The organism is Gilliamella apis, from assembly GCF_030758615.1.
Taxonomy (GTDB): Bacteria; Pseudomonadota; Gammaproteobacteria; order Enterobacterales; family Orbaceae; genus Gilliamella; species Gilliamella apis_A.
On record NZ_CP132381.1, the window covers coordinates 2504713 to 2526666 of the forward strand.

Genomic DNA, 21954 nt, shown 5'->3' on the forward strand with positions numbered 1-21954 from the left:
AGCTTTTATGGCATCTTTTAGTACTAATGAGTTTAAAGCCGGTCTTAAAATAATGCAAGATGGCGAACCGTGTGTAATTGTTGAAAATGAATTTTATAAACCAGGAAAAGGACAAGCAATTAACCGCGTAAAAATAAAAAAATTACTTTCAGGTAAGACTGTTGATAAAACATTCAAATCAGGTGAATCCGTTGAAGCCGCTGATGTTGTTGATATGAATTTAACCTATTTATATACTGATGGTGAATTTTGGCATTTCATGAATAACGATACATTTGAGCAACTTTCTGCTGATGCTAAAGCTGTAGGTGACAATGCTAAATGGTTAGTTGATCAAGCTGAATGTATTTTAACTTTATGGAATGGTCAACCAATTGCGGTAACGCCACCAAACTTTGTTGAACTAGAGGTTATTGAAACCGACCCAGGTCTAAAAGGTGATACTGCAGGAACTGGAGGTAAACCAGCGACACTATCAACTGGTGCTGTAGTACGTGTTCCATTATTTGTACAAATTGGTGAAGTACTTAAAGTTGATACTCGTTCTGGTGAATACGTTTCACGTGTTAAATAATATTAACGAGATATAAAAGCTATTTTTAAAAAGAGGTCAACATGACCTCTTTTTTATTTACTAAGTAAGAAAGTTAATATTTATTTTCAGGAAAGGGGTTTTTATTTCAATAATGAGGCACAGCTTTTCGACAATTACCTATCCAGCACTCAATCAAACCAGCGAATGGCAATAAACTAACAATATCTAAATTAAGAATTTTAGTTTATTTAGCACCAATATAATTTAGTTGTCGCCATGATTCATAAACAACTACAGCAACAGAATTAGATAAATTCATACTGCGACTATTGGCGACCATTGGAATTCTAATTTTTCTATCTTGTGGTAGCTCATCAAGAATGCGATTTGGTAAACCTCGAGTTTCAGGGCCAAACATTAAAAAATCTGCTTGTTTATAATTAACTTCACTATGTGGTTTTTGGCCTTTTGTGGTTAAAGCATAAACTTGTGAAGCCAAATCAAGCTGATTTGCCTCTAAAAAATGATCAATATTTTTATAACGTTTTACATCAACAAATTCTTGATAATCAAGTCCTGCTCGCCTTAGTTTTTTATCGTCCCAAAAAAATCCCATTGGTTCGATAATATGTAAATTAAAACCAGTATTAGCACATAAACGAATAATATTACCCGTATTAGCCGGAATTTCAGGTTCAAACAACACAATATTTAAAGGCGCATTCAACACAATAATTTCTCTTAACAATTAATATTTTTGAAGTGGTAATACTATCACAATTTTCAGCCCACCTAACTGACTTTTCTCAGCTTTAACTGTGCCATTATCTCGAGTAATAGCATTCGCCACAATAGCTAATCCTAACCCAGTACCACCCGACTCTCGGTCTCGAGCTTCATTAGTACGATAAAATGGTCTAAAAATTTGCTCAAGCTCATTATCGGCAACACCTGGACCGTCATCATCAATGGTAATAACAACTTTTTGTTGTTGAATAGTGAAATTCACCACAATCTTTTGATTTGAATAACGAAATGCGTTTCTTATCACATTTTCAAGCGCACTACATAGCGCCTCTGGATAGCACAAAATTGTATGGTTAGAAGGAAAATTTTGTATAGAAAATTGTTTTGCTATTTGATTGGCTTCAAAAGTCGCATTATCCAGTACATTTTTAAATAATACATCTAATGGTTTAAATTCACGAACTTCATTATTATCATGCTGATTCCTTGCTAAGGATAATAAGTCACCTATCATCGAATCAAGCTTTAAAGCTTCATTATTTATCCGCAAAACTTCATTGCTTTCACCTTGCTTACGGCGCAATAACGAAGTTGCCAATTGCAATCGGGTCAATGGAGTACGTAATTCATGGGAAATATCAGAAAACAGCCGTTGCTGTAGATCTTGCAGCCGTTTCAATTCTCTGAGCATATGGTTAAAACTTGCTCCTGTGGCTTTATATTCATAAGAACCAACTTTTTCAAGCTCAGGCCACTGTTGTAAATTACCATTTGCAACCTGTTCTGCGGCCAATCTTAACCCTCTTGCTGGTTTAGCAATACTCCAAGATAACCACAACAAAAATGGTGAACTGGCTAACATGGTTAATGTCAAAAGTAAGAAAGGATGATCAAAAATCAAATTAACAAATTGAGATTGAATATCTGATGCAGGCTGTAACAAAAACAGTTGATATTCATCATTAGCATAATGAATAAGGAAAGGACCGATAATTTCTTGGTTATCATAAATTTTCTTAGCTGGATCATCAACATCATGCGATTTTTCACTAAAGCTTTTTACTAAATCAATATTTTTAGTATCCGCAGTAATAATTTGCTGATTAGGTGTAACAATAAATAGGACTTGACCAGTTTTTTGATAATTATCCATTACTACGATAAATCTCATCCACCAGCGAAAACTATCTTTCGGTATCTTAGCGAGATCCTTTTCAATCTGGCTTGCAAGAACTTTACCACTCTCTTTATCTTTATTCGCCAAATAAGTTAAATTACGTGAGTCGAGTTCGGGTAATACCATTACAAGCGCAAGGAAAAAAGCGATAGTAAGTAAGAATATTGTGAAAATTCTAATTGTCAGACGATCAAAAATCCACATAGATTCTTACCATATTGAAAAAAGCTAATTTTGCAACAAATTATCATTTTGATCTACAACAAATAGATATCCTTTTGAACGCAAGGTTTTAATCCATGGTAAGCCATCACTTCGAGGTGGAAGTTTTTTACGTAAATTAGAGACATGAACGTCAATTGAGCGTGCTAATGGGATAAATTCTTTCCCCAACACAGTCTCACTAAGAGTATCTCTTGAAATTGTCACCCCTTTATTTTCAAGTAATTTAAGTAATACTTGAAATTCAGTGCCAGTTAATTCGATGTATTTGTCATCAAAATAAACAGATTGCTGTTTGGTATTCACCACAAGTTTATCAATAGTGTATTGTAATGGTTTTTCATTACTTTCATTACCAACAGTATCCCATCTAGCTCTACGCAATAAAGCGTTAATTCGAGCAATCAATTCTCTATCATTGAAAGGTTTAAGAATATAGTCATCAGCGCCAAGTTCAAGTCCATTGATTTTATCGAGTTCGCTATCCTTAGCTGTTAAGAAGATAACAGGAACGGTGAATTTACTTCTTAATGAAGACAAAACACTTAATCCATTCATTTCTGGCATCATAATATCAAGTAAAACCAGATCGATGGAATCATCAAACTTTTCTAACGCTTCAATACCATTATTTGCAACTTCAACGGTAAATCCTTCCAATTCTAATAATTCACATAACAACGAAGCAATTTCTAAATCATCATCAACTACAAGTAATTTGCTCATTATAATCCTCAATAAGTAATAAAATCCTTAGTTTTTATATCTATTAAATAGACGATAACTAGATTTTATATTTTAGGAAATATTATATAGATATATGAGAAAAATATCGTAAATAATTGTTAAGATTCACAGTTTAAATACTTTAACATTGTTAAAACCTTGCTCGATTAAATAAAGCGCTTGTAGTTTACTCATTACTCCTTTAGCACAATAAAGTAAATATTGCTTTGATTGATCTAAATCACCAAATTGAGTTGCCAATTTATAAAATGGTATAAGCTTAACTTCAACATTTTCGATTTCCAGTGGATGCTCCTCTTGCTCTTCTGGCGCCCGAATATCAATGATAACGTGATTATCTTCTAATGTTGTAACGGTATCAACCTGAGTAATAGTATTATTAGTTTGTTTAGCTATTTCACGAATATCAATATTTTCAGCTTCTGCAACAGCCTTATCTAAAATAGAAAAATCAAAATTTTGCTCTTCAATCTCTATTTTTTCTTTAACTGCTTTTACTGTTGGACTTTTTGATATGACACCACAAAATTCAGGCATAGTCTTAGCAATATCTTCAGTACCTATCTGACGAGCTAGATTAATTATCGTTTCTTTGTCATGGGTGATAAGTGGGCGTAAAATTAATGTATCACTGACATTATCGATTAAACGCAAATTAGTTAAGGTTTGACTTGATACTTGACCTAACGCTTCGCCTGTAACCAGAGCTTCAACATTATAACGCTGTGCAACTTTAGAGGCTGCACGAATCATCATTCGTTTTAAGATAACCCCCATCTGGCCATCATCAATTTTTTCTAAAATCTCGCCAACAACATCTGAAAAGTCAATGGCAATAAAACGAACCTTATGAGAGCTTCCAAATCTATCCCACAAATAATGAGCCATCTGTTTCACGCCAATTTCATGGGTTTTGCCACCTAAATTAAAAAAGCAATAATGGACTCGACAGCCTCGTCTGATCAGCATATAGCTAGAAACACCAGAATCAAATCCACCAGAAATAAGAGAAATGACATCTTCTTGTGTTCCGGTTGGGAAACCACCTATTCCGGCATGCCGTTCTTTAACTAGTAGAAGTTTATCTTTATCAATTTCAAGATTAACAGTAATATCTGGACGTGTTAATTTGACTTTAGCAGTAGCAACATGTTGATTAAGACCACCACCGACATAACGCTCTACCTCAATTGAGGTAAATTCGTGTTTACCTCGTCGTTTAACTCTTACACAAAATGTTTTATTCTCAATTAAAGGCGCATAATGATTAAACGCTTTTTCATAAATATCATGTAAATCAGTAAAAGTAAGTTCTTCAACTACTAAAATATGATGGATACCTGGAATTCTTGTTAATAGTTCTAATATTTGATTTTCACTATTTTCAACTTTAGGGCGAACCTCAATAAAATCCCAATGACGAATAACTGCCACATCATTAATAGCATTCTTTAAAATATTACGAATATTACTAGTAAGAATTTTAATAAAACGTAAACGAACGGACTCACTTTTGATGGTAATTTCGGGGAAAAGTTTAACTATAAATTTCATACAACTGCATTTGCCAAGAATAAAAATGGCGACATTATACTGATTTTTCCCTTAAAAACGTACAATTGATTATGATAAATACAGAAAATAATAAAATATACTTGCTTGTTGCTCACTCTTTCGCTAATATTTCGCATCAATAAATTCTGTTCTATAACATAAAAATTGACAGGTTGAAATGTACGAACTTTTAATTATAGGTTATTTATTTATCGCACTTGCGATAATCGTTTTAGTGCTAATTCAGCGCGGTAAAGGTGCCGACATGGGCTCATCTTTTGGTGCTGGCGCTTCTGCAACTTTATTTGGTTCATCAGGAAGTGGCAATTTTCTAACTCGCACAACAACAATACTTGGTGTGTTATTTTTTGTGTTAAGCATTATTTTATCAAATCTTGGCAGCTCAAAAAACACAACTTCAAGTGATGAGTTCAAAAATATTGGAGATAGTGCTCCAGCGACTACGCAACAAAATACTGAAAGTACTAGCGGTAATAATGGAGAAGTAATTCCAACTGCTGACCCAGTTATTCAACCACAGAATATTAATCCTACATCAGATATTCCAGAATAAAAAACGGCGCCGTGGTGGTGAAATTGGTAGACACGCTATCTTGAGGGGGTAGTGCTCTAAGAGCATGCGGGTTCAAGTCCCGCCCACGGCACCAATTCAATATTCATTAACATTCTTTTAAATCCTTTAAAACACATCAAAACTAACAAATACAAGGCTTAAAGCCTATTTTGTTATTCATTAAGCATCAGTAAGATACATTTACTATCAGTAATTTTTAGTTATATGATTAGGAAAAACAACCCTTAAATAATAAATAAGAAACAGTTAAATGTCTTTGCCCCAAAAATCATAAATTCAAGTGGTAATAAAATAATACTAATTTATGCTTTACCGTTTATGCTATTTGCTTTCGCCTTACTTTTATTTATAAGTTTTAATATTTCAGTCTTTAATTATGTTATAGCTACTATGAGCTATGGTTTAGGTGAAGGACTGTTTCAAAGTTCATTAATTCAGATAGCAATGGCTCAAAAAAAAAGATAAACAATCCACCATTGGAAGTTTGTTAAGACTTTTTCAAAATGAAGGAATTATTATAGGGGTGGCATATTCTTTAAGGTTATTAGAAATAAATAGGTCTTCTTTAGAGAATATTTCTACCTATCTAAAATTATGAGATATTACTTTTGGTATACTCTCTATCATGTTTTTTTATTTATATTTTTCTTTATTTAGAATAAAAAAATAAATACAGTCTCATTTTTAATGCTGTGGTTAACAAAGCAAATAAATTATTGTTCAAGACAAATCAATTTTTTATTTTTAATTTATCATAAGAATAACGTTATAAAACTGGTATGAATTAGTATAGCCTATCTACAATTTACTAATAATTTACATCCCATAAATGAAGTCTAAATCCTCTCAAGATACAAAATTATATTAACTACACAAAAATATTGCCTTTGCTTATAAACAATCTTATTCTTATATAATCATATATAAGATTATATAAATTTCGATATTGTTTCCTAACTGTTGAAGACCAGATGCTATGCAAGAAGAATTCGTAGAAAAAAGAAGTGATGTTATCAAAAATTTTCTAACCCTTTATCACAGTTTGATTAGTGGCAATAACAAAACTGACGTTTTAAAACTTTATAGTAGGGGGGAATGGTTTGCTGTTGAAAAAATTGGCAACAAACTATTTTTTGGACCAAGCCGTTTCGTAGGTTATAAAAACAATTCCATTGAAATCCATAAAAATAATAAGAATAAAGATGGCAGGCAGACAAATAAAATTTTATTAAAACGATTACTTTATTCAAAAATAGAGGATAATGAATTTTTAATTAATCAATTTCAAAAATTTATTAGCCCGTTTACGCAAGGAATAGAGAAAACAAAATTCTTTATACCAAATAATATTGACCTTTCTGATTTAAATGCTAATAGCGCTTGTTATTTTATTTCTCCGACTCATTGTTCTAAATTCAAAAAAAAAGCATGGAATAGTTTTTTGAACAATGAGATTATGGCTATTGGTTGGAAAGATGAAGATTATTCTAATTCTACAGCTGAAGAAATAAAAAATTCTTATCCGGAAAAATCACCAGCAATTCAAGCATTTAAAAATATAAAAGATATCAAATATGGCGATATAATTTGCACTACAAACAATAATCATGGATTATGGGGTATTGGTGTTGCGCTATCTTCCTACCGATATAAAAAAAATATTCATTTTGCAGGAGAAGATGAACAAAATAACCGTTGTTTCTATTCACACTATGTAGATGTTGCTTGGCTTAGCTATGATGCTACTAAAAATGAGTATATTAAATCTTCGGACTTAAAGATTACTGAACCAGAAACTATATGGCCGCCTTTGGGGACACTATTTAAGTCACAAACTATTCCCGGATGTATATTAAATTATCTATTTAAAGAAAATATAGAAAACGTTAATGATATGAATGATTTAAAAAAATATATTGAGTTACTCAAAAATAAACAACAAATTATCCTTCAAGGTGCTCCTGGAACTGGAAAGACCTATACAGCAAAAAATATTGCTGAACAACTCATTTTTGGCAAGGTCTCTTCAGATAAAAATGAGCAAGCATCTAATTTACGATCTCATGAACAATTTAAACTCATCCAATTTCATTCTGCCTATACCTATGAAGACTTTGTGCGAGGAATTGAAGTAAAAACAGAAAATGGCCAACCTCAATATATTACGAGAGATAAACTATTTATAGAAATGGCTAAAAAAGCATCGGCTGATCCTAAAAAAAAATATATTTTGATCATTGATGAAATAAACCGAGCAAATCTTCCTGCTGTATTGGGCGAATTAATTTATGCACTAGAGTATCGAGGCGAACAAGTCGAAAGTATGTATGCGGTTAATGATGATAATAGGCTAACCATTCCTCCTAATCTTTATATTATTGGCACAATGAATACTGCTGATCGCAGTGTCGGACAGATTGATTATGCTATTCGTCGTCGTTTTGCATTTATTGACATATTACCAACATCTTTACAAGCCAATTTTAAAAAGGATTTATTCATAGATATTTCTGAATTATTTATTAAAAGTTATGAAGAATATGAAAAAAATAAAATATTGAATCCATCAATATATTTGTCTGATGAATTTCGAGTTGAAGATGTTTGGTTAGGGCAAAGCTACTTTATAATAAATGGTAAAGATGAAAAGAATATAACTCAAACACGCCTTCAATATGAAATAATTCCTATTTTGAAGGAATATATAAAGGATGGCATTTTTAAAGATGTCGATGGTGTAAAAACTAAAATTAAAGAAATCGAAAATAAATACTCGAATCAACCATGATTGAACTTTTTGAACAGTATGATGGACTTTTAAAACAAGATCACTGTATTAATGCGTGTGACAATTATATTGCTATTTTAAAGGAAAAAGACTCATACGAATACCAAGTTTTGCGAAAAGGTGAAAAACAGTCCTGCTACTCAATAAATTGCGAGAAAGAGTTATTCTATTTCAAAACGTCTTATTTTGTTGGAATCAATTGGATTGTTGAAAATAAACTCCCAATATATATACAACCAAAATTAAATAATGAATCAACGCAGATTGATTATATGCGAATGTTGTTAGATGCGATTGAAGAGCCCGAAAATCTAAAGCATCTAGATGATTTGTTATATATTTATTTTGATAAACCTCATATCCCAATAACACAAAAGCAAGATTTACTTTCTCCGTTCTTAATAGCCCTGTTTCTTAAAGTTATGAAACAAATTGTAAAAAAAGGCTTAAAAAAATCTTATTATTCTAAAATCGAAAATCTTAATGCCCGCGTAAAAGGAAAAATTCTTGTCAGTAAAAATATCAAACAGAATTTAGTTAGTGGTAAAAAAATTAACACAATCTGCCAATATCAAGAATTTGGCGTTAATTGTGATGAAAATAAAATTCTAAAAAAAGCCTATCGTTTTTCCCAACGCGTCATTCAAAAATTTGAAAACGGATTTGATAAAACACCATTATTGCAGTGGATTAATTACATTCACCCTGCTTTTGAGCAGGTATCTGATGATATTGATATAACAAAAATAAAAACCTTCAGAAGTAATCCGTTATATAAAGAGTATGATCAAGCGATCAAATTAGCATTACTGATTTTGAAACGTTACGCCTACAATATTAGTAATACCGAACAACAACGAATCATGACCCCACCTTTCTGGATTGATATGAGTAAATTGTTTGAATTATATGTTTATAAAAAACTGAGAAATATATTTACATCAAAGGAAGTAAAATATCACTATAAAGCAAAATATCAGGAATTAGATTTTATCTTAAAATTTACTAACCAAGCAGATTTCAAATTTGTAATTGATACTAAATATAAACCTAAATACCACAATCAATCAGTAATTATTGAGGACATTAGACAAATAAGTGGTTATGCAAGAATTGAAAAAGTCTATAAAGAATTAAAAGTAACAGATTATCGACAAAATATCGATTGTTTAATTATATATTCTCATCAGAAGAGCGATGAAGATTTTACGATTAACCACTTTATTTTAGATGATCAAAATGAAATACCTAAGTCTAATATACAAAAACTAAAAAAAGAATCAGGCTATGTTAATATCTACAAATTAGGAATTAAGCTTCCTGAGATACTTTAATAAAAGTAGCTTTATTCTTTTACCATATTAATACTAAATAGTATTCGTTCCAAATTCTTCACAATTTTTAGCAGTTAATTCCCTAATTGCTTTTAGATAACGGTTATTTTAATTTATTGGTTTGTTGTAAAAATAATTGAGAAGTCTATACCATCTTACGAACATTTAATTAGTCAGGAAACGGTTATAAAATAAACCGGAATGGGGAAAGAAGCAAAAACCCCTTTCCTCAAAATTTTTTCATAGGAAAAGTTTTCATTGGAAAAGCTTAGTTATTTGTTGTTTGATGAGCGGCTTTATAGTATTGTTTTTTAAATCTCAATAAAGCCAATTGCTCATTTAGTTGAGTTATAGTATCGATTAATATCTTTTCTTGTTGATTAATGATAGTTAGGCGCTCATCCAATGTTTCATCACCTTTAAGACACAGCTTGACATAGTGTTGAACATCTTTAATTGACATATTCGCGTTACGTAAACATTCAATTAGCTTTGCCCACTGTAAGTCGGCATCAGAAAAAAGTCGTTTTTCATTCTGGTCACGTTGCAAAAATGGAAATAAATTTAATGAATCATAATACCTTAATGTATGCACAGATAAGCCTAACATTTTAGCTGCTTTAGTCACAGAGTATTTAGGTGTTTGGTTTAATTCACCATTTTGTGCAATTGATGCAATACAATCATTTATATTTACCATATTTATACCCATGTTTTCATAAAAATCAATTAAATAGATTAGCAAGTATGATAATTTGGCCAAACTTGACTTAGAGTTACTCTAACCATTATAGTTCACGCCAACATTTAAGAAAAGTATGGGAGAAATTAACATGAACCCAAATAATATAAGAAATTTTTGTATTATTGCCCATATCGATCACGGTAAATCAACACTGGCAGATAGATTAATTGAGATGACCAATACTGTCTCTGAACGTGATATGAAAGAGCAATTATTAGATAACATGGATCTTGAAAGAGAACGTGGTATTACAATTAAGTTACAAACTGTACGCATGTACTATAAAGCTTCTAATAATATTGAATATGAACTTAATCTCATCGATACCCCTGGACATACTGATTTTAATTATGAAGTTTCACGCAGTTTAGCTGCTTGTGAAGGAGCTTTGTTGCTAGTTGATGCAACCCAAGGCGTACAAGCACAAACAATCGCTAATTTAAAACTGGCTCAAGAGCAGAATTTAACTATTATTCCAGTTATCAATAAAGTCGATATGCCAAATGCGGATGTTGACAGCGTGATTAAAGAAATCGAAGAGTTAGATGGCATAAACTTAGATAAAGTTATTTTAGCTTCAGCTAAAACCGGCGTAGGAGTTGATAATATTTTAGAATCAATCGTTGAAAACATTCCTGCGCCAGAAGGTAATAAAGATAAGCAACTGCAAGCGTTAATCTTTGATTCTCATTATGATGTGTATCGCGGTGTCGTGCTACATGTACGCGTTTTTAACGGTGCCATTCATACTGGAATGAAAATTAAAATGCTCAAAAGTGATATTGAATTTGAAGCATTACAAACTGGCGTATTTTTACCAGCAATGAAAACTGTTGATGTACTTGATTCAGGTGAAGTTGGATATATTTCGACTAATATTAAAATCGTCGCAAATGTCAAAGTCGGTGATACCCTAATTGATCCTAATCACCCAAATACCAAAGCAGTACCTGGTTATAAAGAAGTCAAACCTATGGTTTATGCTGGCTTATTTCCAATAAAAAATGAAGACCAAGAAAAACTTAAAGATGCGGTTGAAAAATTGTCCCTAAATGATTCTGCATTTATTTATAAACAAGAAAACTCAATGGCCCTTGGCGCAGGATTCCGTTGTGGTTTTTTAGGCATTTTACATATGGAGATTATTCAAGAAAGACTTGAAAGAGAATATGGTATCGAAATACTCTCTACCTTTCCTAGTGTTGAATACCGTGTAACATTAAAAAATAGTGAAATCATCAATGTTAATAATCCTATGTTGTTACCGAGTTTTGAAAAAATTGACTATATTGAAGAACCATTTATAGATGCAGCAATTATTATTCCTATGGAAAATATTGGCGAAATTATGGAACTTTGTCAGGAAAAACGAGGTATCTACGTCGATATGATTTATCTGAATAATAAAATGGCAGAGTTGACCTTTAAACTGCCAATTTCAGAGATTGCATACAATTTTTATGATTCACTTAAATCGATTACTCATGGCTATGCATCTATAGATTATCGTGATAGAAGTTATATTGCATCGGATTTGGTAAAAATGGATATTTGGTTGAATGATGAAATTGTGGATGCATTTTCATTTATTTTACCTCGAGATAAAAGTTTTGAACGAGGTAAACAAATTGTTCAAAAGATGAAACATGTTATTCCTCGTAAACTCTATCCTATGCCGGTTCAATCGGTAGTCGAAAATAAAGTCATTGCTCGGGAAGACATTCCACCATTACGTAAAAGTGTCACCGGTCGTGGCTATTCGGGTTCGGCATCGAAAAAGAAAAAAATCGCTAAAAATATTAAAGAGAATAAGATAAGGCAACGTAAATTTGGTGGTGTTGATATTCCACAAGAAGCATTCCATGCAGTATTAGATATCCATTAGCGTGATTGGATACTGATATCCTCATTAAAATTGACTTATTAGCTTATTATAAACAGCGGTTGAAAAGATAATTTCACCGACGACCGTCGGTGAAATCTTTTAATGCGTTTTTGTTTGGATTAATTAATCTTTAATATAAAGAAAAATTATTAAACTAATTGCTAGATTTTAGTAGCGATAAACTAGCAATAAAATTTACCATACTAAGTTCATTCTTATCTAATATCCTGATCTTTAATGATTCACTGATGTGATATCAATCACTCGATCGGCACTTGCTATTGTTGATGTTCGATGAGCAATAATGATACGTGTTATTTTTAATGAAGATATTGCATTATTAATTTTAGCTTCATTATCTTCATCTAAATGACTTGTCGCTTCATCAAGAAATAACAAGCAAGGTTTACGATATAATGCCCTAGCAATCAATAAACGCTGTTTTTGCCCACCTGATAAACTATTACCTAATTCGCTGACTAAGGTTTCATATCCCATGGGCATTTTCATAATTTCATTATGGATGTTACAGTGCTTAGCACATTCAACCAGCCATTCATGATTTTTTTCATTATCGAAACTGGCGATATTATCAGAAATAGACCCTGCAAAAAGTTTATCATTTTGTAATACACTTCCAACAATATCTCTATAATTATTGACACCAAACTTATAAATATCAATACCATTTATCAGAACTTCCCCTTGAGTTGGTTCTAGTAGGCCATTCATGACTTTCATCAAGGTTGTCTTTCCTGCACCTGATGGACCAATAATTGCGACACTCTCACCAGCCTTAATTTTCATATTTATATTAGAAAAAATAGGCTGCGAAAGGTTATCATACTGATAAGCTATATTATTCAGTTCAAATTCAACAGGGATATCTTTCGGTAATTGATTTTTTGATTCAATATCGTTTTCAGTGTTAGTCAATACAATATCGGTTAATCGTTCGGTATGTAAATTTAGCATTTTCAAATCTAATACCATATTTATCAGATTTGCTGCTTGTTCAGAAAATTGAGATCTGTATGCAGTAAATGCGATAAACATACCAAGTGTCATTTTGTCATTCATTACCAGCGATGCACCAACCCATAATATTAAAGTTTGCTCAACCAGCATAATTAATGTATTCACACCATTAAATATCATATCTAATTTGGTTAGGCGAATATTGGCGTTAGTTGTATCAATATTCATATTAAGCCAATATTGAGCTCTAGACTCAGTGAGTTTTAATGATTTTAGTGTATCAATACCATATAAACTCTCCATAAAATGGGAATTAGCTTTGGCCTCTTTCACAATCTTTTCTTCAGATGCTTGTCGATAACGCTGATAAGTTACCACTCTTAATATTATATAAATTAGAGTAAAACCGCAGACAATCCAAACCAACCAGCCACCATACAGTAGCATCATGATAAAGACACCGATTGTCATCAAAATGTTAATAATACTACTCACGATACTTTTTGTTAGCGTTGAACGTATAACCTCTAATGAAACAAAACGAGACTGTATATCACCTAGTTTTCTTTTTTCAAAATAGGCTAAAGGTAACTTCATTAGATGCCCAAAAAGTCCTGCTTTCCATTGAATATCGACTAAAGATTCCATAACTAATGATGACCAAAATCGTAACATCGCAATAAAAGTTCTAAACAAAATAAAGAACAGTAACCCAATGCAGATTAAACCTAATAAACTATGATCTTTGGCAATAATTACATGGTCCATAACCAATTGCGTTCCAATCGGAAGTAATAAATTAATGGATTCAATAATCAGAGACAGTGACAGAATTTTAACTAAAAACCCTTTTAAACCATCAATTTGAAACAACATTTTTAGCAAACTAAGCTGACTACGTTGTGTTCGTGGTTGAAACTCTTTATCTGGCCATAACTCAAGTGCTATCCCACTGAAATGCTTTGACATTTCATTTATACCCACTTCTCGACGACCAAATGCTGGATCATGTAAAATAAATTTGTTTCTTTTAACGGCAACCAATACCACAAAATGGTTAAGATCCCAGTGTAAGATACAGGGAGTTTTTAACTGGTTTATCTCATTTAAATCTAAAGAAAGAGGACGGCTTTGTAATTGAACGCAAGCCGACATATTAATTAATGTCGCAAGAGTGACACCATGTGATGAAACCCCTATCTGATTTCGTAAACTAAATAAATCGACATTCATGCCATAATAGCGACAAATCATGGTTAAACAGGCTAGACCACATTCAGCAGCTTCGGTTTGCAAAATTTGTGGTATTTTTCTTCGCCATCCAAAATGTAAACTTTGAAGTATATGCTGAAATTGATTTCTAGCCATTGATTGGTCCTGTAATACTTTTCTGAATATCATAAAAAGGTGATAGCATCCATTGATAAATAGGTCTTTTCTCTAAAAATAGAGTAATATCAGCTTTCATACCATTAGTTAATTTAATCTTCTTATTGAACTTAGCCATTTGCTGTTTATCAAGCGATACCATTACTTTGTAATATGCTTGGTAATTAATGGTGTTTTGCGATAGTGGAGAACTGCTATAAGTCGACATTTCTTGATTAGAAGCCGGCACCTTAGATATTGACATAATTTTACCGGAAAACTGACCGAATTTTTGATATGGATAAGCTTCATAACGAATATTAAGTTTATCATTAACCGAGATATAAGGAACGCTATCATTAGGAACCCAAAGCACTAAATAATAACCATTAGTGTTCGCAGGAATAATTTGCGCAAGACTATCATCATTTTTTACCATCTGCCCTTCTGTAACACTTAGTGATTCAATACGACCATCACTAGGCGCACTTATAATTAACATTCCTCTGGCGTTAACTTCAGTTAATTGACGTTGTAAATCATTTAATTGATATTGGTATTCAGATATTTTGTTATCAAAATCAGCTATCTTGGTCACTAATTCACTGTTGAGCTGAATAATGCCTAATTTTTCTTGGATGATTTGATTCTGTAGTGATTGATAGGCGTTTTGTTGTTGATAGTATAAATATCTTTGATTATTAAATTGTTCATTATTAATAAGTCCCTTCTTTTGGTAAACAGCAAAGTTCTGCATGCTTTCATACATATCTGTCATACCTTTTTCGGCATTTTTAACCAAAGATAAAGATTCTTGATGGGATTTATTATACTCGTCTATTTGTTGCTGTAGCGCATTTAATGTGATCTGCTTGTTTTCAGTTAGTGTGGCAATAATTTTCGATATATTATTAATTTGATTATTAATTGCTTCAACTGTTATTTGGGTTACATTACCTGACTGTGTGGTTCGGCTTACATCTAATTCATAAATAGGATCGCCTTTTTTAACTATATCGCCAACTTTAACATGACTATTAGTAATGAAACCTTGCTGTGGTGCAAATAGATTAATAGCTCTTGGTTGAGTGGTAATTTCACCAGCGACATTAATTCGTCGAGTATAGGTGCCGAATATTACCGTGAGTAATAAAATGATAATAAAGATAATTGATAATAAGAAAACTAACCATGCTGAACATCCTTTAAGTAATAATGCCTTTCCCATCCATTTAGCTTTTTGGTAATTAACAGCTTCTTGACGAAACAATCGATTATCTTCCATACAATATGTTACCTATTTTTCCTTACCATTAAGTAGCTACGATATATTTATTATTTCTATTTATATAGTTAAGTATGTAAACTTTATTTTTTATAAGACTATCATATTGAAAATATGCTAATTATTTTCGACTTTACTGTGATATTTCTATTTCTTAATGTATAAACAAACCAATTAGAGAGTGTTAATTAATTTTTAAAATAATTAAAACTAGCATCTAAATTAATTTGGCATTTTATAATTTAAAGATAATGACTTATTGAAAAATTGCTAAATCTTAGTTTAAGATGGCTTTGTTTCAATTCACTAGATGACATTTCAAAATAAAACGAGAAACGAATCTCGCTTCCCGTTTTACCACTTTAAACAATATAAATTAAGGACAATCAGCTACTACTATCTTTTACCAAGACCGATTAGGCCTAAACCTGCACCGATAATTTGGCTAATAGCACCGATACCAGCTTCAACGATTTGACCGATACCTTGGCCTAAAGCGCCACCAGCTTGTTGACCTAAACCACCATTGTTTGGATTTTTAGCATCAATGATCCAACCGATACCTTTACCTAAAGCACCACCTGCATCAGCGATGAAACCAGCACCAGATACTTGTTCAACTTCTACTTTGTTTAATTCTTTCATTTTGTTTTCCTTATTCCAAAAAATTAATTTTAAATTTAAATCTAACCGATACCAATTAACACATGGTATCGCTTAAATTCCTTTTTATTTAAGCAGAAAATAAAATGCCGATCAAGTCAAATTTTAACAAAAAAAACCTTATTTATAAATAATTTAATTATTTCAATAAAATAAGGCAAATAATCAAACAAATTAGTGTAAACGTTAACAAATTATGCTGATTAAAAATCACTCGTTTTAACGAAATCAGTAACAAAATAGGTAATTTGGTTAATTCTCATTCAGAAACCAAAATAGAAATTCTTAACAACGCTTTTAACCGAAATTGTGACGTATATTTTCTTCATTTTTAGCTGTTTTGGTGATAATTTTTATACATCAGATGCAACTAGCTAAGCTAATTTAAACTTAGACAAAAATTAGCCTAACCTTTTTATTAAATTTTTTATTTTTTATCCCATAATAAAAACTATAGTCACAATATAGTTAATAAAATATCATCAGATAAAAATATTAAATTGTCATTAAAAGTGTCAATTTGCAAGCTAAATAATCGATTTAAAGACTATCTAAACGAGAAATTTCGACAGTTTTCATTTTCAATAGATTAAAATAAGCATTTCTTTTATGACGCAAATTATCCAATATTACTAGATAAGAAATCATGTTTAATTATGATCTATTGAAAACGACTATTTGATTGATTTGAATGTAATGGACAAGTTAAGCATTGGCTCACTTTTTAGAAAGTACAAACTCAGTGAATTTATATAATTAACACTTAAAGCTATCTACTAATCTATAAAATACAACTACATCCAATATTCATATTGCAGATAAATCCATATATCTTTATGAATTTTTATATCAAAATAAGATATTGCTGGTAAATACCAGCAATATTTTTATAAAATACCATAGCTAACTTTATTAAGCAAAACCTTTCAAGCCAACAACATGAACATGTTCTTGGTTATTGATAACCTTACGAACTAGTTTATAGGTTGTACCTTTTTCTGGGCTAATGTTTTCTGGTGCAGCAATAATAAGCTGCATTTCTAATCGTTCGCATAACTCAAAGAGTGTAGCAATCGATTTGGCATCAAGACGAGCGGCCTCATCCAAAAACAATAATCGACATGGTGAAATATCTTTATTACGTAGACGTTTAGACTCTTCTTCCCAACTTTGAATTACCATTAGTAGAATAGACATACCTGTACCAATCGCTTCACCGGTTGATAAAGCACCACTTTCAGCACGTAACCAACCATCAGCACCACGATTAACTTCCACATCCATCTCTAAATAGTTTCGATAATCTAGCAACTCCTCACCAATATTTTGTGCAGTTCGTTGTCCCATATCAATATGTGGATTTAAACGTTGATAAAGTTTGGCTAACGCTTCAGAGAAGGTAATACGATTATTACTAAATAGATCCTGATGTTCATTTTGATCATCAGCTAATGCAGCTAATAATGAAGAGTGTGCCTCACGAATACTAACATTCAAACGAACACCATTAACCTGACCAAATGCCACTGATTGTAATCCTTGATTAAGCATACGAATACGGTTTTGTTCACGTTGTATAGTTTTACGAATAATATTAGCCACACTTTTTGAACTAATGGCCAATTGTTGTTCTCGTGAAGTAAGCTCTTCAGTTAAGCGTGACAACTCAATTTCCATTTGTTCAATGGCTTCAATTGGGTCATCAGTTTTGACGATATCTTGGCGAATTCGTTCACGTAGATGTTTATAAACCGCAATATAAAACTGGATTTTACGTTCTGGTCGTTTCGGATCTTCGGATAATCTTAATATATCACGTAAGTGTTCATTATCATTTACCGCTAAACGCAATGAACCAAGTGCCTTATCCGACATAGAACGTAGTTCATCAGCACTGAGATAAGCCAATTCTCGTCGATGTAATCGTCGTTCTACACTATTTTCTTTAACAAGTCGTAACACTAAACACCAACCAGCTTTTGCTTCAACAACTTGTTCACGTAATTGTTTATAATCACGCAGTGTTTGTGTTAAGCGTTTTTGCATTTGCGTCATTTCGCTTTCACACATAATAAGTTGTTTTTCCAAAGACGTACATTGTTGACGATTACTATTGAGTTTTTGATGAATTTCATCACGACGGATACGAGCTCGCTCTTCAGTGATTGCATCCGCTTTAACACCAATTTGTTCGATCTCTTTATGCAATTCATTAAGCATGTCTCGCTTAGTTTCAAATGCACTTTTAAGGGATGCTAATGTTTGATTGTATTGATTATATTTATCTTGATACTGTTGCATTTGACGACGAGCTTCACCTCGTTGTCCTTCAACAACTTCTAATCGAGCACGTAATTTTTCATTGAGATCACTATTTTCATTCAACATACCCGCTGAATCTTCATAGCTAAAATGTGCACGACGTTGCATCACTTCCGTTAAAGCAAAAACTTGTTGGCGAATGGTTTGCTGCTGAGTTTTAACCGTATTGTACTGCTCACGTAACGATTCATTTTGCTCAGGATCACTTTGCAATACTGCAATAATGGGTTCAAGTTCTGCAATAGTATGGCGATGACGACTAACATATTGCGCGGCCTCTTGCGCTTCAGCAACTTGCTCACGTAGATCATCAACCCGATCCGCTAAATCATCATCAGCCAATAAATGCATTTGAGCTACCAATCGATTTACAGTGATTAACTGCTCTTTACAATTTGCAACTTGTTGTTGATTTTGTTTATCAATACTTTCTTGTGCCAAGAGCTGACGTTCGATTTCATTACGTCTTGTCGATAACTTTTGCGCTTCGGCTTCAGGATCGATATCAAATGCTACAGATAGATATTCACCAATAAACTGGCCAACATTTTGCTCAATACGTTGTAATTTTTGCAGATCAAATGAAATTGTTGCATAACGTTCATGTAGTTCATCGCGTTCTACCGATAATTTTTCAAGATGAATTTCACGTGCTGCTCGGCCAAATAAAGGGACCTTAGGAAAACTGGAGAAGCGCCATTGACGATCACCGGTTTTAACTAATACTGATTTAGTCATCTCTTCACAATCAAAAACACTATCGTCAAATGAAGATGGATCACCTTCGATAAAATAGATATCTTCTGGATAATCTTCTTCACTATTTGTCAGGCTTTCTAGTTGAGCTTTTACCAGTGATAAATCAGGTACCACAATAGCTTGTCTTGATGGGCCATATAATGCTGAAAAATAAGGTGCATCATCAATGGTTACATCTTCATAAATTTCAGAAAGTAATACACCATTAAACCTTTCCGCTAACGTCGATAAACGACCATCATCAACACCACTTGGTTGATTGAGTTGTTCAATTTGTGCATCAAGTTGATTGCGTTTGAAGTTTATTTGATCTCGTTGTGTAACTAAAGTACGTTCCTGTTCAAGCAATTGTTGCATATGTTGCGTGACAGCATGACTGTTAGTAAACGTTTGCTCTGTTTGTTCTTGCAATGCGATAAGTGCATCTTGGGCTTTTAACCATACAGGTGCTTTTTGTCGATAAGCACCAATTTGCGTTTGAATTTGCTCTAGCTCTTGTCTAAATTCAATACGTTTTTCACTTGATTCATTGGCAAGCTCTGCATTTTGATCTAGTTGAACTTCTAGCTCTTGTTTGAATTCATCAAGCTCATCATAGTTAAGTTGACGACCAAAACGCTTACAAAATTGAGTTAATAATGATTCAGCTTCTTTTTGCTCAAAAAAGCGTTGCTCTAATTCATCTAATTGTAGTTGTAAATGTTCTACTTGATCGGCTTGGTAACATTGTGAAGGCCACTGCTTTAATACTTCTCTGGCGGCACGCCAAGCATCACTACGCACCACGTCCCCCACTAATTTAACAACTAGTTGATAAGCTCTATCAAATTGATTAATTGCGGCATCAGAAACACTTAGTCTTTGCTCTAATTCTAACAGTTGTTCAGTAACTTCTTTTTGTTTTTCTTCAAAAATTTCAAAATGATTTTCAACGTTACTTATACCTAATTTTGGTAATTGGCATAGTTGTTGAGCATTTTTTAAAGCTTGAATAGCTTGTTGGTATTGGATTGCCCGAGTCTGCTGCACATCTAAAGCTTGTTGATAATCAGCTAATTGAGTTTTTATTTCATCAACTTCTTGCTCAGTCTGCTCAACCTGATCACGGTAAGTTTGATACTGTTCATTGGCTTCGAGGACAACTTCATTTTGCTCTTCAAGTTTCAAATTCAGATCATCTAAGTCCGCTTGATAACGGTCTATTTTTTCTTGTTGACGTAAAGCCGTTTGCGCAAGGTTAAGATGATCATTGGCAGCCTGAAGATCCGTTTCTAAGTCGCTTTGAGCATCTTGATATTCTTTTAATTCTTTTGCCATTTCAACTTGGCGGAATTGATTACTAATCAGCAGATCTTGCGTCTTAAACATGTCACGACGCAATCCTAAAACCGATTCGATATGGACTCTACGTTCATTAGCATGACGCATATAGTCAGCTGCAACGTAGTTTGTAGACTCAGTAATAAGATGTTTGAATAAATCACGATCCGATTGTGTTACTCGAATAGCTTCAAGTGTCATTCTATTTTCACGTAATGCTGCTTCCATATCTTGGAAGGCTTTTCTGACGCCACTATTTTCCGGCAACAAATAATCACGTAATGATCGTGTAATAGCACTTGAAATCCCCCCATATAGAGAAGCTTCAATCAAGCGATAATATTTACTTCGGTCAGATGAAGAACGTAACCGTTTCGGTAATATACCAAAATCAAACATGACTGAATGATAATCGGTAATAGAGTTAAATTGTTTAAAAATAACGCCTTCCATTGACTCAATTTTATCTTTTAATTCTGGTAGTGATAAAATTCGAGCCTGTTTATCATTTAAACGTTCCGTTACCAATTCAGTTGGACTAATATTGACTGGTAAACCTTGTATTAAAAAAGGTTTAATATCTACTTTTTTGTCACGCCCTGCTACTTGCTGTAAACGTACACCACAGATAATTCGCTGATTACGAGAGTTGATAACATCTAGCATTGAGTAACAAACACCAGGCTTTAACTTACCATGTAAACCTTTATCTCGAGAACCTGAAGTTGCACCCGCTTCAGTGGTATTTCTAAAATGTAATAAAGTCAAATCAGGAATTAGCGCTGTGACAAATGCAGCCATAGTCGTTGATTTACCCGCTCCATTACCACCTGAAAGCGTGGTAACCAGCTGATCAAGCTCAAAGGTTCGAGCAAAAAAACCGTTCCAGTTAATTAAGGTTAATGAGTGAAATTTACCGTGTCCCATCAT

The 21954-nt window shown here is 32.6% G+C and carries 14 protein-coding genes and 1 tRNA gene; 6 read left to right on the plus strand and 9 right to left on the minus strand.

Translation table 11 applies throughout. From position 1 onward, the window contains the following. Window positions 1–7 precede the first annotated feature (7 nt). Complete coding sequence (gene efp / locus RAM17_RS11550; RefSeq protein WP_034901106.1) at window positions 8–574, plus strand: elongation factor P; 567 nt, start codon at window positions 8–10, stop codon at window positions 572–574. Window positions 575–779: 205 nt separating this feature from the next. On the opposite strand, the gene trmL is transcribed toward efp, so the two are convergent. The 4 genes from trmL to thiI form a co-directional block, all read right to left on the minus strand. Continuing rightward, window positions 780–1262: a tRNA (uridine(34)/cytosine(34)/5-carboxymethylaminomethyluridine(34)-2'-O)-methyltransferase TrmL gene (gene trmL / locus RAM17_RS11555; protein WP_110448020.1), complete on the minus strand. Its 483-nt coding sequence runs from the start codon at window positions 1260–1262 to the stop codon at window positions 780–782. Window positions 1263–1283: 21 nt separating this feature from the next. Next, the gene (cpxA, locus tag RAM17_RS11560; protein WP_110448019.1) at window positions 1284–2657 is read right to left on the minus strand and encodes an envelope stress sensor histidine kinase CpxA; all 1374 of its coding nucleotides are present in this window, start codon (window positions 2655–2657) and stop codon (window positions 1284–1286) included. Window positions 2658–2687: 30 nt separating this feature from the next. After that, window positions 2688–3407, minus strand: coding sequence for a response regulator (locus RAM17_RS11565; protein ID WP_110447158.1), 720 nt, complete (start codon window positions 3405–3407; stop codon window positions 2688–2690). Window positions 3408–3533: 126 nt separating this feature from the next. After that, window positions 3534–4982 (minus strand): tRNA uracil 4-sulfurtransferase ThiI, encoded by a 1449-nt coding sequence (gene thiI / locus RAM17_RS11570; protein WP_110447157.1) that lies wholly within the window; start codon window positions 4980–4982, stop codon window positions 3534–3536. Window positions 4983–5160: 178 nt separating this feature from the next. Between thiI and secG the strand changes: the two genes are divergently transcribed. From secG to RAM17_RS11590, 4 genes are all read left to right on the plus strand, one after another. After that, window positions 5161–5556, plus strand: coding sequence for a preprotein translocase subunit SecG (secG, locus tag RAM17_RS11575; RefSeq protein ID WP_065651629.1), 396 nt, complete (start codon window positions 5161–5163; stop codon window positions 5554–5556). An 8-nt stretch (window positions 5557–5564) separates the two neighbouring features. Next, window positions 5565–5650: transfer RNA gene (locus RAM17_RS11580), tRNA-Leu, on the plus strand. 903 nt (window positions 5651–6553) lie between these two features. Further along, window positions 6554–8365: an AAA family ATPase gene (locus RAM17_RS11585; protein WP_110447156.1), complete on the plus strand. Its 1812-nt coding sequence runs from the start codon at window positions 6554–6556 to the stop codon at window positions 8363–8365. Next, window positions 8362–9699, plus strand: a complete 1338-nt coding sequence (locus RAM17_RS11590) for a 5-methylcytosine restriction system specificity protein McrC (RefSeq protein ID WP_110447155.1) — start codon at window positions 8362–8364, stop codon at window positions 9697–9699. Before RAM17_RS11585 ends, RAM17_RS11590 begins: the two co-directional genes overlap by 4 nt. 268 nt (window positions 9700–9967) lie before the next feature. On the opposite strand, the gene RAM17_RS11595 is transcribed toward RAM17_RS11590, so the two are convergent. After that, on the minus strand, window positions 9968–10399 hold the full coding sequence (locus RAM17_RS11595; RefSeq protein WP_158092448.1) for a MerR family transcriptional regulator: 432 nt from the start codon (window positions 10397–10399) through the stop codon (window positions 9968–9970). A 133-nt stretch (window positions 10400–10532) separates the two neighbouring features. Between RAM17_RS11595 and lepA the strand changes: the two genes are divergently transcribed. After that, entirely contained in the window at window positions 10533–12329 is a 1797-nt protein-coding gene (gene lepA, locus RAM17_RS11600) for a translation elongation factor 4 (RefSeq protein WP_110448018.1), read from the plus strand. 234 nt (window positions 12330–12563) lie between these two features. On the opposite strand, the gene RAM17_RS11605 is transcribed toward lepA, so the two are convergent. The 4 genes from RAM17_RS11605 to mukB all read right to left on the minus strand — a co-directional run bounded on the left by RAM17_RS11605 (window position 12564) and on the right by mukB (window position 21954). After that, window positions 12564–14675 carry a peptidase domain-containing ABC transporter gene (locus RAM17_RS11605; protein WP_306240211.1) on the minus strand — a complete coding sequence of 704 codons (2112 nt, stop codon included), beginning with the start codon at window positions 14673–14675 and terminating at the stop codon, window positions 12564–12566. After that, complete coding sequence (locus RAM17_RS11610) at window positions 14668–15960, minus strand: HlyD family secretion protein (RefSeq protein WP_181414619.1); 1293 nt, start codon at window positions 15958–15960, stop codon at window positions 14668–14670. Before RAM17_RS11610 ends, RAM17_RS11605 begins: the two co-directional genes overlap by 8 nt. Window positions 15961–16356: 396 nt before the next feature. Next, a complete protein-coding gene (locus tag RAM17_RS11615; RefSeq protein WP_110447153.1) occupies window positions 16357–16605 on the minus strand; it encodes a hypothetical protein in 249 nt (82 codons plus the stop codon). Between the two features lie 930 nt (window positions 16606–17535). Then, a complete protein-coding gene (gene mukB / locus RAM17_RS11620) occupies window positions 17536–21954 on the minus strand; it encodes a chromosome partition protein MukB (RefSeq protein ID WP_110448016.1) in 4419 nt (1472 codons plus the stop codon).

Bases quoted from the DNA above. Each gene is read 5' to 3' on its own strand.
- efp (WP_034901106.1), top strand. From the start codon at position 8: ATGGCATCTTTTAGTACTAATGAGTTTAAAGCCGGTCTTAAAATAATG.
- RAM17_RS11565 (WP_110447158.1), bottom strand. From the start codon at position 3,407: ATGAGCAAATTACTTGTAGTTGATGATGATTTAGAAATTGCTTCGTTG.
- thiI (WP_110447157.1), bottom strand. From the start codon at position 4,982: ATGAAATTTATAGTTAAACTTTTCCCCGAAATTACCATCAAAAGTGAG.
- secG (WP_065651629.1), top strand. From the start codon at position 5,161: ATGTACGAACTTTTAATTATAGGTTATTTATTTATCGCACTTGCGATA.
- RAM17_RS11585 (WP_110447156.1), top strand. From the start codon at position 6,554: ATGCAAGAAGAATTCGTAGAAAAAAGAAGTGATGTTATCAAAAATTTT.
- RAM17_RS11590 (WP_110447155.1), top strand. From the start codon at position 8,362: ATGATTGAACTTTTTGAACAGTATGATGGACTTTTAAAACAAGATCAC.
- RAM17_RS11595 (WP_158092448.1), bottom strand. From the start codon at position 10,399: ATGGTAAATATAAATGATTGTATTGCATCAATTGCACAAAATGGTGAA.
- lepA (WP_110448018.1), top strand. From the start codon at position 10,533: ATGAACCCAAATAATATAAGAAATTTTTGTATTATTGCCCATATCGAT.
- RAM17_RS11605 (WP_306240211.1), bottom strand. From the start codon at position 14,675: ATGGCTAGAAATCAATTTCAGCATATACTTCAAAGTTTACATTTTGGA.
- RAM17_RS11610 (WP_181414619.1), bottom strand. From the start codon at position 15,960: ATGGAAGATAATCGATTGTTTCGTCAAGAAGCTGTTAATTACCAAAAA.
- RAM17_RS11615 (WP_110447153.1), bottom strand. From the start codon at position 16,605: ATGAAAGAATTAAACAAAGTAGAAGTTGAACAAGTATCTGGTGCTGGT.
- mukB (WP_110448016.1), bottom strand. From the start codon at position 21,954: ATGATGGGACACGGTAAATTTCACTCATTAACCTTAATTAACTGGAAC.